The sequence below is a fragment of the Aquitalea sp. ASV15 genome, assembly GCF_016429115.1.
Lineage (GTDB): Bacteria > Pseudomonadota > Gammaproteobacteria > Burkholderiales > Chromobacteriaceae > Aquitalea > Aquitalea magnusonii.
The window spans coordinates 22,441-35,550 of sequence record NZ_JAELTZ010000042.1; the positions used below are offsets into that span (position 1 = coordinate 22,441).

12 protein-coding genes are annotated in these 13,110 nt (G+C 59.1%); 7 read left to right on the plus strand and 5 right to left on the minus strand.

Annotated features, from left to right (window positions below):
* Positions 1 to 35 precede the first annotated feature (35 nt).
* The 4 genes from JHD64_RS16270 to JHD64_RS16285 form a co-directional block, all read right to left on the minus strand.
* Positions 36 to 683 (minus strand): 2OG-Fe(II) oxygenase, encoded by a 648-nt coding sequence (locus JHD64_RS16270; RefSeq protein WP_199054208.1) that lies wholly within the window; start codon positions 681 to 683, stop codon positions 36 to 38.
* Between the two features lie 64 nt (positions 684 to 747).
* Positions 748 to 1,668, minus strand: a complete 921-nt coding sequence (locus JHD64_RS16275; RefSeq protein ID WP_199054209.1) for an alpha/beta fold hydrolase — start codon at positions 1,666 to 1,668, stop codon at positions 748 to 750.
* 137 nt (positions 1,669 to 1,805) lie between these two features.
* A complete protein-coding gene (gene pepN / locus JHD64_RS16280; protein ID WP_199054210.1) occupies positions 1,806 to 4,430 on the minus strand; it encodes an aminopeptidase N in 2,625 nt (874 codons plus the stop codon).
* A gap of 111 nt (positions 4,431 to 4,541) precedes the next feature.
* Positions 4,542 to 6,323, minus strand: a complete 1,782-nt coding sequence (locus JHD64_RS16285) for a M61 family metallopeptidase (protein ID WP_199054211.1) — start codon at positions 6,321 to 6,323, stop codon at positions 4,542 to 4,544.
* A gap of 456 nt (positions 6,324 to 6,779) precedes the next feature.
* On the opposite strand from JHD64_RS16285, the gene ccoN reads away from it, so the two are divergent.
* The 7 genes from ccoN (at position 6,780) to JHD64_RS16320 (ending at position 12,491) form a co-directional block, all read left to right on the plus strand.
* Positions 6,780 to 8,207, plus strand: coding sequence for a cytochrome-c oxidase, cbb3-type subunit I (ccoN, locus tag JHD64_RS16290; protein WP_059285216.1), 1,428 nt, complete (start codon positions 6,780 to 6,782; stop codon positions 8,205 to 8,207).
* Positions 8,208 to 8,227: 20 nt separating this feature from the next.
* A complete protein-coding gene (gene ccoO, locus JHD64_RS16295) occupies positions 8,228 to 8,842 on the plus strand; it encodes a cytochrome-c oxidase, cbb3-type subunit II (protein ID WP_059285217.1) in 615 nt (204 codons plus the stop codon).
* Positions 8,843 to 8,845: 3 nt separating this feature from the next.
* On the plus strand, positions 8,846 to 9,040 hold the full coding sequence (locus JHD64_RS16300) for a CcoQ/FixQ family Cbb3-type cytochrome c oxidase assembly chaperone (protein ID WP_045845631.1): 195 nt from the start codon (positions 8,846 to 8,848) through the stop codon (positions 9,038 to 9,040).
* Positions 9,037 to 9,963, plus strand: coding sequence for a cytochrome-c oxidase, cbb3-type subunit III (gene ccoP, locus JHD64_RS16305; RefSeq protein ID WP_059285218.1), 927 nt, complete (start codon positions 9,037 to 9,039; stop codon positions 9,961 to 9,963). The genes JHD64_RS16300 and ccoP overlap by 4 nt, the downstream gene beginning before the upstream one ends.
* A 147-nt stretch (positions 9,964 to 10,110) precedes the next feature.
* Positions 10,111 to 11,556, plus strand: coding sequence for a cytochrome c oxidase accessory protein CcoG (ccoG, locus tag JHD64_RS16310; RefSeq protein WP_059285219.1), 1,446 nt, complete (start codon positions 10,111 to 10,113; stop codon positions 11,554 to 11,556).
* A 3-nt stretch (positions 11,557 to 11,559) separates the two neighbouring features.
* Complete coding sequence (locus JHD64_RS16315; protein WP_059285220.1) at positions 11,560 to 12,087, plus strand: FixH family protein; 528 nt, start codon at positions 11,560 to 11,562, stop codon at positions 12,085 to 12,087.
* Positions 12,084 to 12,491: a YbaY family lipoprotein gene (locus JHD64_RS16320; protein WP_233170543.1), complete on the plus strand. Its 408-nt coding sequence runs from the start codon at positions 12,084 to 12,086 to the stop codon at positions 12,489 to 12,491. The genes JHD64_RS16315 and JHD64_RS16320 overlap by 4 nt, the downstream gene beginning before the upstream one ends.
* A 61-nt stretch (positions 12,492 to 12,552) precedes the next feature.
* Here JHD64_RS16320 and JHD64_RS16325 read toward each other — a convergent pair.
* On the minus strand, positions 12,553 to 13,110 hold a 558-nt coding region (locus tag JHD64_RS16325), incomplete at its 5' end, for a beta-eliminating lyase-related protein (RefSeq protein WP_233170544.1).

Consider the following 13,110-nt stretch of genomic DNA (forward strand, 5'->3'; position numbering starts at 1 on the left):
CTGGTTTGGCCTGATTCTAGCACGGCAAAACCCGTCTACGACGACCAAGCGAGTCCGGTCGGACGCCGGCGGAACCAGCCGGTGACCGACAAGCGCTGCTGCGAGGCCGGCAAGACTTCGTGCCAGAAACGGTCAGACAGGAATAACACCAGCGTGCCGGCCTGCGGTGCAACATCCAGCCAGCGGCTGCATTCATCATCCAGGTACAGGCGCATCTGGCCACCGGCATCGGCGGGCCAGTCTTCATTCAGATACAACACGGCGGTCAGGGCGCGGGCGTCATCGTCACGAAAGCGATCCAGGTGTTTCTTGTAGAAACTGCCCGGCGGATAAACGGCGAAATGTGATTCCAGATCGTCCAGCCCCAGATAAAAGGCCTGATTCACCGCGTGGCGCACTTGATCGAGGGTGGCAAAATAATGGGCTATGGCCGGCTCAGCATCCTGCGGCTCCAACCACAATACCGAGTCGGAACGGATTTCACTGCGTCGTCCTTGCTGGTCGGCCCGGCCGACGGCGGCCTCATGAAACCGTCCTTCATTCCACTGCGCCAGACAGCATTGCTGCAGGCGGCGGATGTCTTCTGCACCGAACAGGGTGTGATCGACCACCCAGCCTTGCTCGGCAAGGGTATCAATAATGGCATCCAGCTTGGCTGGGGATAAGTCTGTCACTTGCGTCATGGCGGCATTCTCCACTAGAGCCGGCTGTTCTACCACAGCCGCTTGGCTGGCGGCATGATTTTTGTCAGTGGTTTTCGATAACCTTGTCATGCCGGCCCCGCAGCCAGTCGAGTACCAGTGGGAAATGGTCGGCCGGTGCATCGGGGTGGGTCAGCAAGGATACATGGTCGTAGTCATGCCAGTGGCCGGCAGCCCGTCCAAGCAAGCGCAAGCGCGACAAATGCGGGCCGGACTCGTCGCGAAAGCGGCGCACATCGTCGACATGGCCACGGCAGGGATCGTTGCGGGCCGCAAAATACAGGGCGGGTGGCAAGGAGACATGGCGGGCGGCCGCGCCGTAATCGAAGCCGTCATCACTATCCACCCAGGGGCGCAGCTTGGCCCAGCGCTTGCTCTGGCGATGGCTTTTCTCGGTTTCATCGTCCGCCCCCAGGCCAATGCGTCTGGCCGGCAGGTAGCCATAGCAACGGATCAGCCAGCGCGCGACGATATTCCAGATCAGGTCGACCTCCAGCCATTTGCGCAGATTGCGCACGGCGATGCTGCGTTTGCTGCCGAAGTACACCAGGCTGGCCACTTGTGCGGCCAGCTGCGGGTAACGTAACAAGCAACTGCTCATGTGTACGCCTCCCCAGGAATGCGCCATCCAGTGCAGGCGCTGACCGCCCTTGAGCTGGTAGATGGCCGCATGCAGCGCCGGCAGGTCCTGACAAATGATTTCGGTTTGACCATGGCGTGAGCTGGCGTCGATTTTGGGTGTACTGCGACCGCGACCACGCAAATCGGCCACAAACACATCGTAGCCGGCATCGGCCAGAAAATGGGCCAGCCCCTTGCCGCTGTCGCTGTAGAAAATCCGGCCATCGGCCATGACACCATGCACCAGCAATACCGGTGGTCCGTCTGCCACGCGCCAGATGCGCCGCAGGTACAGCCGCTGCTGCGCGACCTCCACATACATGTCCTGCTGCTGTTTTTCCGCCATTGTTCCCGCCTTGCCAATCCACCAAGCAAACGACCGTATGATTAAGGCAAGTCCGGCTGCAGGTCAATCTTCCCTGCACTCGCCCATGAAAAACGGGCCGCCATGGCGACCCGTTGTTTGCAGCCGTGCCAGTCGGCTCAGGCATTGAGGTTTTTGTAGACGATCTCGTAGACATCGTTGGACAGGGAGGCCGCCAACAGACGCTCCAGCTCGGCCCGCATCAGTGCCTGACGGCCCGGCTCCAGCTTCTTCCAGCGATTGAAGGCGCGCACGATACGGCTGGCCACTTGGGGATTGATGGCATCCAGCGCCAGCACCTGCTCGGCCAGGAAGCGGTAACCGCTACCATCGGCGGCATGGAAGTGCGCCATATTATTGCCAAAGCTGCCAATCAGCGCGCGCGCCTTGTTGGGGTTCTTCAAATTGAATGCCGGATGCTCCATGGCGGCGCGGACATGATCCAGCGTGCCTTCCAGCTGGCTGGAGGCCACCAGCATGAAGAACTTGTCCATGACCAGGGCATCGTGCTGCCAGCGGGCGGCGAAGTCGGTATAGCACTCGTCGCGCTCTTCGCCATCGTGATCGCGCAGCGCCAGCATGGCGCCCATCTGATCCGACATATTGTCCGCTTCCAGCGCCTGCTTGCGGGCGGCTTCGGCCGGCCAGGCCACGTTCAGCCGGGTCAGCATCTGCAAGGCACGGTTTTTCAGATCGCGCCGGCCAGCGTCTTCCGGCTTGTATTCACGGGTCTGGTTCAGGTGATAAGCCTCGTGCCACTCGCCACGTAGCGCCTCGGCCAGGTGATCGAGCACGAAATCACGTACCTGGTGAATGATGGCCGGATCGGCCTGTTCCACCATTTCCAGCATTTCCGCTTCCGACGGCAAGCCCAGCATCATGGCCTTGAAGGCCGGATCGGCCAGCGGGTCCTTCAATACCGCCCGGAAGGCCGCGACAAAGGTCTCCGGCAGGGTCAGCGCCCGGCCCTGCACAGCAGCTTCGATCAGCTGGCGGAACAAGCGCTCTGCCAGCTTCTGCCCGGCCTCCCAGCGGCAGAAGCTGTCGCTGTCATTGGCCATGAGGAAGGCCAGCTGCTCATCACGCCAGTCGTATTCCAGCCGGACCGGCGCGGAGAAGCCGCGCAGCAATGACGGCACCGGCTCCTCCGGCACATCGATGAAGACAAATGTCTGGCTAGCCTGTTTGACATCCAGCACTCGCGTACCAAGCTGTGCCTGTTCCTCGCCTTCCAGCTGCAGCGGCAGATCCTTGCCATCACTACCCACCAGCCCCAGTGCCAGGGGGATGTGCAGCGGCTGTGGTGCGGGTTGGCCGGTGATGGCCCGGCAGGACTGGGTAACGGTCAGTGCATAGCGGCGCGCTGCCGCATCGTAGTGGCTGCTGACTTGCAATAGCGGGGTGCCGGCCTGGCTATACCACAGGGCAAACTGGCCAAGATCGACGCCATTGGCATCGGCCATGGCGGCACGGAAATCGTCGCAGGTGACGGCCTGCCCGTCATGCCGTTTGAAATACAGGTCCATGCCCTTGCGGAAACCGGCCTCCCCCAGCAGGGTATGGTACATGCGGACCACTTCCGCCCCTTTTTCGTACACCGTCATGGTGTAGAAGTTGTTCATCTCGATATAGGATTCGGGACGAATCGGATGCGCCGTGGGACCGGCATCTTCCGGGAACTGCAAGGCGCGCAGGCTTTTGACATCGTCGATGCGCTTGACCGCACGGCTACCCAGATCCGAGCTGAATTCCTGATCGCGAAATACGGTCAGGCCCTCTTTCAAGGACAGCTGGAACCAGTCGCGGCAGGTCACACGGTTGCCAGTCCAGTTATGGAAATATTCGTGGGCGATGATGGCTTCCACGCGCTGGAATTCCGCATCGGTGCGGGTATCCTTGCGCGCCAGCACGGCCGAGGTATTGAAGATGTTGAGGCCCTTGTTTTCCATGGCCCCCATATTGAAATCGCTGACCGCCACGATCATGTAGATGTCCAGATCGTACTCCAGGCCAAAGCGCTGCTCGTCCCACTTCATGGCGCGCTTGACCGCCCCCATGGCAAAGGCGACCTTGTCCTGGTCGGCCGGCTCGGTCCAGATCTCCAGTGCCACAGCGCGTCCGCGCTGGGTGATGAATTTGTCACGCGCAGCCACCAGCTTGCCGGCAACCAGGGCAAACAGGTAGGACGGCTTGCGGTAGGGATCGACCCATTTCACCCAGTGGCGCTTCTTGTCCAGCACGCCCTCGCCCACCTTGTTGCCATTGGACAGCAGCACCGGAAACTTCTGCTTGTCAGCCACGATGGTAGTGGTGAACTTGGCCATCACATCGGGCCGGTCCATATAGAAGGTGATCTTGCGAAAGCCTTCCGGCTCGCACTGGGTAAACAGATTGCCATTGGAAGCATACAAGCCCATCAGGCTGGTATTGCTCGCCGGTTCAAGCTCGGTTTCCACTTCCAGGATAAAGCTGTCGGGTACCGCCGGAATCAGCACCCCGTCGGCCGCCAGCTGATACGCAGAGGGGTCCAGCCGCTCGCCATCCAGCGTCAGGCTGAGCAGCCGGGCCGACCCGTCCAGCCACAGGGCACTGGCCGCCGTGGACTTGTCATTGCGCTTGATCACCAGACGCGAGTGCACACGCGTCTGCGCGTCCTCGATATCAAACTTCAAATCCACCCGGTCCACCAGATAAGGGGGAACGGTATAGTCTTTCAGATAGTTGACTTGAGGCTGCTGCGCCATGTTCTTCTCTCTAATTAGTAGTCGTTGCCGGCTTGATCCGGTCTTGCTCATGAACCGGGCGGGATCGCCACCCCGATCCGGTGATGGGTGCACTATCGGGTCACTGATGCATCAGCCTCGCAGCCAGCCGGCGTCCTCAGCCCGCTGCTGCAATCGGCAGCAGGTCCGTGGGGACGCTTGCAAGCTGGCCACGCGCACCAGCAGCTCATCACGGCGGAACAGATGCAGGGTAATGGTTTCCCCCACGCCATAGCGTGCCAGCATCTTGTCCAGCTCCGTCACTTTCAGGCCATCCAGTGCAATCAGGATATCGCCGCCAGCCAGCCCTGCCTGCTGAGCAGCGCCACCATCCAGCACGTTGACCAGCCGCAGGCCCAGCGGATCAACCGCGGTCTTTACACCAAGGCTGGCCCGCGGTTGGCGATCAGCCGCCACCGGGCCGATGCCACCAGCATCGCCGGCATGATCCGCGTAGTCCCAGCACATGTCCAGCCCTTGCGTTGCCAGCAAATCGGCCAGGGGCAGATCGGCAGTGGAGCGCAAGGCGCTGTCGAAGAAGGCTTGCAAGTCCAGCCCGGTGACCTGCTGGGCAATCTGCTCCCACTCGTCCTCTGCCAGCCCGCGGCCATCGGTCTGCCACTTATGCCACAGCGCACGCATCACGTCATCCAGCGACTGACGGCCGTCGGTCTGCTGACGGATGGTCAGGTCCAGCGCCAGCGCCGCCAGCGACCCCTTGGTGTAGTAGCTGACTATGCTGTTGGGGCTGTTTTCATCTTGCCGGTAGTACTTGGTCCAGGCATCAAAGCTGGATTCCTCCAGCGTCTGCTTGAGGCGGCCGGCACCTCGCTCCACCCCGCTGATGGTCTGCGCCAGCAGGCCAAGGTAGCGCTTGCTGTCGATCAGGCCGCAGCGCAGCAGGGTGAGATCATCGTAATAAGAGGTAATGCCTTCGAATGCCCACAGCAGGCGAGTATAGCCCTCGCGGCTAAGGTCGTAGGGGCTGAAGGCGGCGGGTTTTATCCGTTTTACATTCCAGCTGTGGAAGTATTCGTGGCTGATCAGCCCCAGCAGCTTGAGATAGCCATCGGAGATGGCCTGGTCTGCTGTTTGCGGCAGATCGTCACGGTTGGCGACCAGCGCAGTCGAGGCACGATGTTCCAGTCCGCCATAAATATCCTTGCCGACATACAGCATGAAGACATAACGCTCAAAAGGCGCGGGCGTACCAAACAGCTTGATCTGATATTCACAGATCTTCTTGGTGTCACGCGCCAGACGCTTGAGGTCGCCACGGAAACGGCCGGACACCACAAACTGGTGCGGCACGCCGCAAGCCTTGAAGCTGACCGAATGGAAGGCCCCCAGCTCCACCGGGTGATCCAGCAGCTCATCGTAATCGCCAGCACGGTACAGGCCGAAACCATTGCGGTCGGTCTCCACTGCCGGCAGGCTGCTGGCCACTTTCCAGTCGGCAAATGCCTTGCCCTTGGGCGCACGGATTTCCACCGTGCAGGCCACCGACTCATACCCCTCCACGGCCAGGAAAACACTGCTGGCATTGAAGAAGCCACGCTCCTCATCCAGGTAGGCACCGCGCACGGACAGATCATAGGCATAGACCTGATACACCAGCGTCAGGCTGCCAGCCACCGGCTCGGCCTGCCAAGTGTGTTTGTCCAGCTTGCACAGCCCAACCTCTTTGCCAGCACTGCTCGCTTGAATGCTGACGATATGCCGGGAAAACTCACGAATCAGATAACTGCCCGGAATCCACGCCGGCAAAGTGAACACCTGCCCCTTCTTGGCAGGCTTGGCAACTTTGAGCGTAATCTCGAAGCAATGGCTTTGCGGTGAGCACGGACGGATGGAATAGTGAACAGGTGAGGTCATGATCTGCCTGAGGAGGGGGCGAAAACAGCAGATTCTAGCACCGGGGTCATACCGTCGTCGTGGCAGATGGCGATTTGACCTAAGTCAAGGGCTTGCACAGGCATGACAATATAATCCCCAGTAAGCGGCATCAGGTTCAGCACCTGCTGCCAGCTCGCTTGAAATCAAGAAAATGGTGGACGTAAAAATCCCGCGAGCATACTAATCAACTGGCCCGTCATGGGTATTTGCTTTAGAATGCCTCGCTGAATAAATGGGGAAAAAGCGTGTGTCTGACATGATCTGCCAAGTTTTTTTGGCAGCAAATTGTCAGCACGGGTCAAACGCTTTACTAATCTGTAATTGATCAGATTCCCCTGCGGCTTTCCCGCCAACTACAGCTTGGGGCAGTAGGCAGGAAATCAAGTCGCCATGGTTTGTCACGTTCTAAGTTAGCAACCTTGGAGAAAACCCTAAATGGAAACGCAATCCACTTATAACTATAAGGTGGTGCGCCAGTTTGCCATCATGACCGTAGTCTGGGGCATTGTAGGCATGCTGGTGGGCGTCATCATTGCGGCCCAATTGGTGTGGCCGGAGCTCAATTTTGGGCCCTGGTTCCACTTTGGTCGTCTGCGCCCGCTGCACACCAACGCCGTGATTTTCGCCTTTGGCGGTTGCGGCCTGTTTGCCACTTCCTACTACGTCGTGCAGCGCACCTGTAACGTACGACTCATCTCGGACAAGCTGGCCGCCTTTACCTTCTGGGCATGGCAGCTGATCATCGTCCTGGCTGCCATCACCCTGCCGCTGGGTTACACCTTCGGCAAGGAATACGCCGAACTGGAATGGCCGATCAAGCTGATGATCGCCGTGACCTGGGTGGTGTATGCCATCGTGTTCTTCGGCACCATCGCCATCCGCAAGGTCAAGCACATCTATGTAGCCAACTGGTTCTATGGTGCGTTCATCCTGGCGGTAGCCCTGCTGCACATCGTCAACAGCGCCTTCGTGCCGGTTTCCCTGACCAAGTCCTACTCCGTGTATGCCGGTGCCGTGGATGCCATGGTGCAATGGTGGTATGGCCATAACGCCGTAGGCTTCTTCCTGACCGCTGCCTTCCTGGGCATGATGTACTACTTCGTGCCGAAGCAGGCTGGCCGTCCGGTTTACTCCTACCGCCTGTCGGTTGTGCACTTCTGGGCACTGATCTTCACCTATATGTGGGCCGGTCCTCACCACCTGCACTACACTGCCCTGCCTGACTGGACCCAGTCGCTGGGCATGGTGTTCTCCCTGGTGCTGCTGGCTCCGAGCTGGGGTGGCATGATCAACGGCATCATGACCCTGTCCGGTGCATGGCACAAACTGCGTACCGATCCGGTACTGAAGTTCCTGGTGGTTTCCCTGTCCTTCTACGGTATGTCCACCTTCGAAGGCCCGATGATGTCCATCAAGACCGTCAACGCCCTGTCGCACTACACTGACTGGACCATCGGTCACGTGCACTCCGGCGCCCTGGGCTGGGTAGGCTTCATCACCATCGGTTCCATGTACTACCTGCTGCCGCGTCTGTTCGGTCGTGAATCCATGCACAGCACCAAGCTGATCGAGGCTCACTTCTGGCTGGCTACCGTGGGCGTGGTGCTGTACATCGCCGCACTGTGGATCTCCGGCGTGACCCAGGGCCTGATGTGGCGTGCCCTGAATGCCGACGGCACCCTGACTTACGCCTTTGTTGAAGCCGTAAAAGCAACGTACCCCTACCACTTCGTACGTTTCCTGGGTGGTACGCTGTACCTGAGCGGTATGCTGCTGATGGCCTACAACACCTTCCGCACCGTAGCTGGTGGCCGCGCTGTTGACGCCAAGATCCCGGCTGTTAACGCATCGGCTCACGCTTAAGCGGATAAAGGTAGAAGAACATGGAAAAGATCCAGAAACTGATTGAAGAACACGTAGGTTATCTCATCGTGTTCACGCTGATCGTGATCAGCTTTGCCGGCCTGGTGGAAATCCTGCCGCTGGCATTCCAGAAGTCCACGACCCAGCCGGTTGCAGGCGTCAAGCCCTATACCGCACTGCAGCTGGCCGGTCGTGACATCTACATCCGTGAAGGCTGCTACAACTGCCACTCCCAGATGATCCGTCCCTTCCGCGCCGAAACCGAGCGCTATGGCCACTACTCCGTTGCGGGCGAGTCGGTGTACGACCACCCCTTCCAGTGGGGCTCCAAGCGTACCGGTCCGGACCTGGCCCGTGTGGGCGGTCGCTATTCCGACGAATGGCACCGTGTTCACCTGACCAATCCGCGTGACGTGGTACCGGAATCCAACATGCCGGCGTTCCCGTGGCTGTCCAAGAACCTGGCTGACGCCGAAATCATGCCGAAGAAAATGGAAGCGCTGCGCAGCGTAGGCGTTCCGTATACCGACAAGGATATCGCCGAAGCCAAGGCTCAGGTCGAAGGCAAGTCGGAAATGGATGCCCTGATTGCATACCTGCAGGGCTTGGGTCTTGCACTGAAGAACGTTCGCTAAGTCATGGACTGGGTAACGATTGGGCGCTCTGCCTTTACCGTAATGTGCTTCACCTTCTTCATTCTGGTGTTGTTCATTGCCTACAGCAGGCGCTCAAAGAACCGGTACGATGAAGCGGCCAATGTGCCCTTTCTCGACGACGACAAGGTGCAGGAGGCCGATAACCATGAGTCGGCTTCTAACGGAGCAAAACAATGAGTGATTTCGTAAGCGATTTCTGGGGCATCTGGATCACGGCCATCGTGGTTGCAGGTTTTGTTGGTCTGTCCCTGCTGTTGTTCACCCAATCCAAGACTACGGTCAACAAGGGTGAGCAGGTCAAGACCATGGGCCACGTGTGGGATGGCGATCTGGAGGAATACAACCATCCGCTGCCGCGCTGGTGGATGCTGATGTTCTACATCACGCTGATCTTCGGTGCCTGCTACCTGGTGCTCTACCCGGGCCTGGGCAAATGGCAAGGCATTCGTGGCTGGACTTCCGTAGGTCAGTACAAGGAAGAACGCGCACAGGCCGAAGCCAAGTATCAGCCGCTGTATGACAAGTACCTGAAAGAAGACCTGAAAACCGTTGCGGCCGATCCCAAGGCACAGGAAATGGGCAAACGCCTGTTCCAGACCTACTGCGTACAGTGCCACGGCTCTGATGCACGCGGTGCCAAGGGCTTCCCCAACCTGGTCAACCACGACTGGCTGTATGGTGGTGATCCCAAGACCATCGAAACCACCATCCTGAATGGTCGTCATGGCCAGATGCCGGCCTGGGGTTCGGTACTGGGTGAAGAGAAGGTCAAGGATGTCGCCAACTACGTGCTGTCGCTGTCGGTACAGAAGAAGAAGTTTGATGCCGAACGCGCCGCACGCGGCAAGGAAACCTTTGCCACCATCTGCGCGGCCTGCCACGGTCCAGATGGCAAGGGCAACCAGCAACTGGGTGCACCGAACCTGACTCACCCGAGCGGAAACTGGCTGTACGGTGGTACTGAAAAGACCATCATCGAGACCATCACCAATGGTCGCAACAACCAGATGCCTGCCTGGAAGGACTTCCTGGGCGATGCCAAGGTTCACCTGCTGGCCGCCTATGTATGGGGTCTGTCCAATAACGCCAAGGCGCAGTAAGCCTTAGCCGACATACTGCCCGCGCAAGCGGGCAGTATGCTTTATGACATTTAGTATATATTTTGATATAATGAAAAGGCTGGCAAGAGGCTTGCGCAAAGTCCATGTTGAGAGTGAACTTTGCGAAATCCTCTTCAGGGAAACACCATGTCTGATTCGCTTAAAGATATACCGGTCAAAGTAGAACACACACCCCCCTCCCCCAAGGCCGCTCAGGAAACCGTGTCCTTGTACGAGGCACAAAAAAAGATCTACCCGCGTAGCGTCAAGGGGATTTTCAACAACTGGCGCATTCTTTTCGTACTCGGCACCCAGCTCGCCTTCCTTGGTCTGCCGTGGCTGAACTGGAATGGTCGCCAGGCCGTATTCTTCGACATGGTGAACCGCAAGTTTTTCATCTTCGGCCTTACCATCTGGCCGCAGGACTTCGTCTACCTCGCCGCCCTGCTGATGAGCTGCGCCTTTGGCCTGTTTGTGTGGACCACCATTGCCGGCCGCCTGTGGTGCGGCTACTCCTGTCCGCAAACCGTCTACACCGAAATCATGCTGTGGATTGAACAGCTGGTGGAAGGCGACCGCAACAAGCGCATCAAGCTGGACAAGGAGCCGATGAGCTTGCGTAAAGCGCGGCTGAAACTGACCAAGCACGGCCTGATGATTCTGTTCTGCCTGTGGACCGGCTTCTCGCTGGTGGGTTACTTCACCCCCATCCGCGACCTGGTCAAGGCCATGCCCACCTTCGACTATGGCCCGTGGGAAAGCTTCTGGATCTTCTTCTACGCCGGCTTCACCTATCTGCTGGCCGGCTTCATGCGCGAGCAAGTATGCAAATACATGTGTCCCTATGCCCGCTTCCAGAGCGTGATGTTCGATGCCGATACCCTGATCATTTCCTATGACGAAGCCCGCGGCGAGCCGCGTGGTGCCCGCAAGAAAGGCGTCGACTTCAAACAGCAGGGCCTTGGCTCCTGTGTCAACTGCGGCATCTGCGTCCAGGTCTGCCCGGTTGGCATCGACATCCGCAATGGCCTGCAATACGAGTGCATCGGCTGTGCCGCCTGTATCGACGCCTGCGACGAGGTGATGGACAAGGTGGGCTATCCGCGTGGCCTGATCCGCTACACCACGGAAAACGCACTGGAAGGCAAATACCCGGAAAAGGACATCGTCAAACACCTGCGCCGCCCGCGCGTGATCATGTACACGGTGGTGCTGCTGATCGTGCTGGGTGCCGCACTGGGCTCGCTGGCCATGCGCAAGCCCTTCAAGGTGGACATCCTGCGTGACCGCGCCTCGCTGGTGAAGGAGACCGATGCCGGCCTGCTGGAAAATGCCTACATTATCAAGATCATCAACACCACAGAACGTGATCAGGAGTTTAAAATCTCGGTAGACGGCATGCCCGACCTGAAGCTGGAAAGCGACAGCAAGCACCTGAGGGTGAAGGCAACTGAAACCGAAAGCTTCGGCGTACGCGTGCAGGCCGATCCCCAGGTTGCCACCAAGGGCAGCCACGAGATCCACTTCAAGGTAGAAACCGTCAGCAGTCCGGTTCTGCATGTGGAAGAAAAATCCAGCTTCATCGGAGAGTAAGTCATGCAACTGAGCAGTCCTGTTTCGCGCCCCTGGTATAAAGAGCCCTGGGTGTGGTTTTTGATCAGCTTTCCGCTGGCTGCCGTCATCGTCGGTTCGTTCTACATCACCACCGCCATCAAGACCGATGATGGCCTGGTCACCGACGATTACTACAACAAGGGCAAGGCCATCAATATGGAATTGCGCCGCGATACAGCTGCTGCGGCCATGGGCATTACCGCCCAGGTCATGTTCAGCAGCGATGGCCGCAGCATCACCGTCAACACCACCAGCAAACAGGTGCTGCCGGACGTGCTGACCCTGAAGTTGATTCACCCGGCCCAGGATGACTACGACGTGGCCGCCGACCTGCACAAGATCGCCGCCAATCAGTACAGCGGCAGCTTTGGCAAGGAACTGGTCAAGGCCAACCACTGGTATGCCCAGCTGGAAGACAAGGGTAATCAGTGGCGGGTGCAGGCCGAATGGAAGCCGGAGCAAGGCCCGGTGGTGATGCTGGGCAAGCCCAAGCTGGAGGCGGCGGAATGATGGGCTGCAGCACGCGGCGTGGTGTGCTGGCAGCCGGCCTGCTGCTGCTCTTGGCTGGCTGTGCCAGCAAAAGCTACCAGCCGCAGTATCTGAATGGCAAAGTCCTGCTGAAAGAACCCATGTCGCTGCCACTGGCCACCACGCTGGTACGGGTAAGGCTGGTCGATGACAGCACCCAGGCCGATGCACCGGCCCGCCTGCTGGCAGAGCAGACGCTGGAAAAGCCCAAGGCTTTCCCGCTGGACTTTTCCCTGTGCTACGACCAGCATGCCATTCAGACCGGCGGCAACTACAGCGTACAGGCGCAAGTCTTTGTGGATGGAGAGCTGCGCTTGCAAACCCGGGGGCATATCAATGCCTTTTCCCCGGCCGCACCCGAGCTGCAGGTCGAGCTGATCAAGTAGGCGCGCCAGGGGAACAAAAAAATGGCTGCCACTTGGCAGCCATTTTTTATGGCAACAGCGATCAGGCCAGAGGCTTCAGCCTGGCCATGAAATGACGCAGGATGGGCGGTTCATATTCAAAGGTCAGGCCACGCATGCTGGCCGCGCGCTGCCGGACTTCAATCAGGCAGTCGGCGATATAGTCCATGTGGTCGTTGGTATAGACCCGACGCGGAATGGTCAGCCGCAACAGCTCCAGCGGCGATGCCTCCTGCTCGCCGGTTTGCGGATTGCGCCCCAGCAGCAGCGAACCGATTTCCACTCCGCGCACCCCACCTTCCAGATACAACTCGCAAGCCAGTACATGTGCCGGAAACTGTGCGGCAGGAATATGCGGCAACAGGCGCTTGGCATCGACAAATACCGCATGGCCGCCAGTCGGATACTGGATGGGCACGCCACCTGCGCGCAGCCGTTCGCCCAGATATTCCACCTGGCTGATGCGATAGCTCAGATAAGCCGGGTCCAGCCCCTCTTTCAAACCGATGGCCAGCGCCTCCATATCACGCCCGGCCAGGCCGCCATAGGTGACAAAACCTTCCATCGGCACACAGCGCACCTGCACCGCCCGGCAGAGATC

Coding starts and splice junctions, on each gene's coding strand:
- JHD64_RS16315 (WP_059285220.1), top strand. CDS start 11,560: ATGCAACTGAGCAGTCCTGTTTCGCGCCCCTGGTATAAAGAGCCCTGG.
- ccoO (WP_059285217.1), top strand. CDS start 8,228: ATGGAAAAGATCCAGAAACTGATTGAAGAACACGTAGGTTATCTCATC.
- ccoP (WP_059285218.1), top strand. CDS start 9,037: ATGAGTGATTTCGTAAGCGATTTCTGGGGCATCTGGATCACGGCCATC.
- JHD64_RS16275 (WP_199054209.1), bottom strand. CDS start 1,668: ATGGCGGAAAAACAGCAGCAGGACATGTATGTGGAGGTCGCGCAGCAG.
- JHD64_RS16285 (WP_199054211.1), bottom strand. CDS start 6,323: ATGACCTCACCTGTTCACTATTCCATCCGTCCGTGCTCACCGCAAAGC.
- JHD64_RS16320 (WP_233170543.1), top strand. CDS start 12,084: ATGATGGGCTGCAGCACGCGGCGTGGTGTGCTGGCAGCCGGCCTGCTG.
- ccoN (WP_059285216.1), top strand. CDS start 6,780: ATGGAAACGCAATCCACTTATAACTATAAGGTGGTGCGCCAGTTTGCC.
- JHD64_RS16270 (WP_199054208.1), bottom strand. CDS start 683: ATGACGCAAGTGACAGACTTATCCCCAGCCAAGCTGGATGCCATTATT.
- ccoG (WP_059285219.1), top strand. CDS start 10,111: ATGTCTGATTCGCTTAAAGATATACCGGTCAAAGTAGAACACACACCC.
- pepN (WP_199054210.1), bottom strand. CDS start 4,430: ATGGCGCAGCAGCCTCAAGTCAACTATCTGAAAGACTATACCGTTCCC.
- JHD64_RS16300 (WP_045845631.1), top strand. CDS start 8,846: ATGGACTGGGTAACGATTGGGCGCTCTGCCTTTACCGTAATGTGCTTC.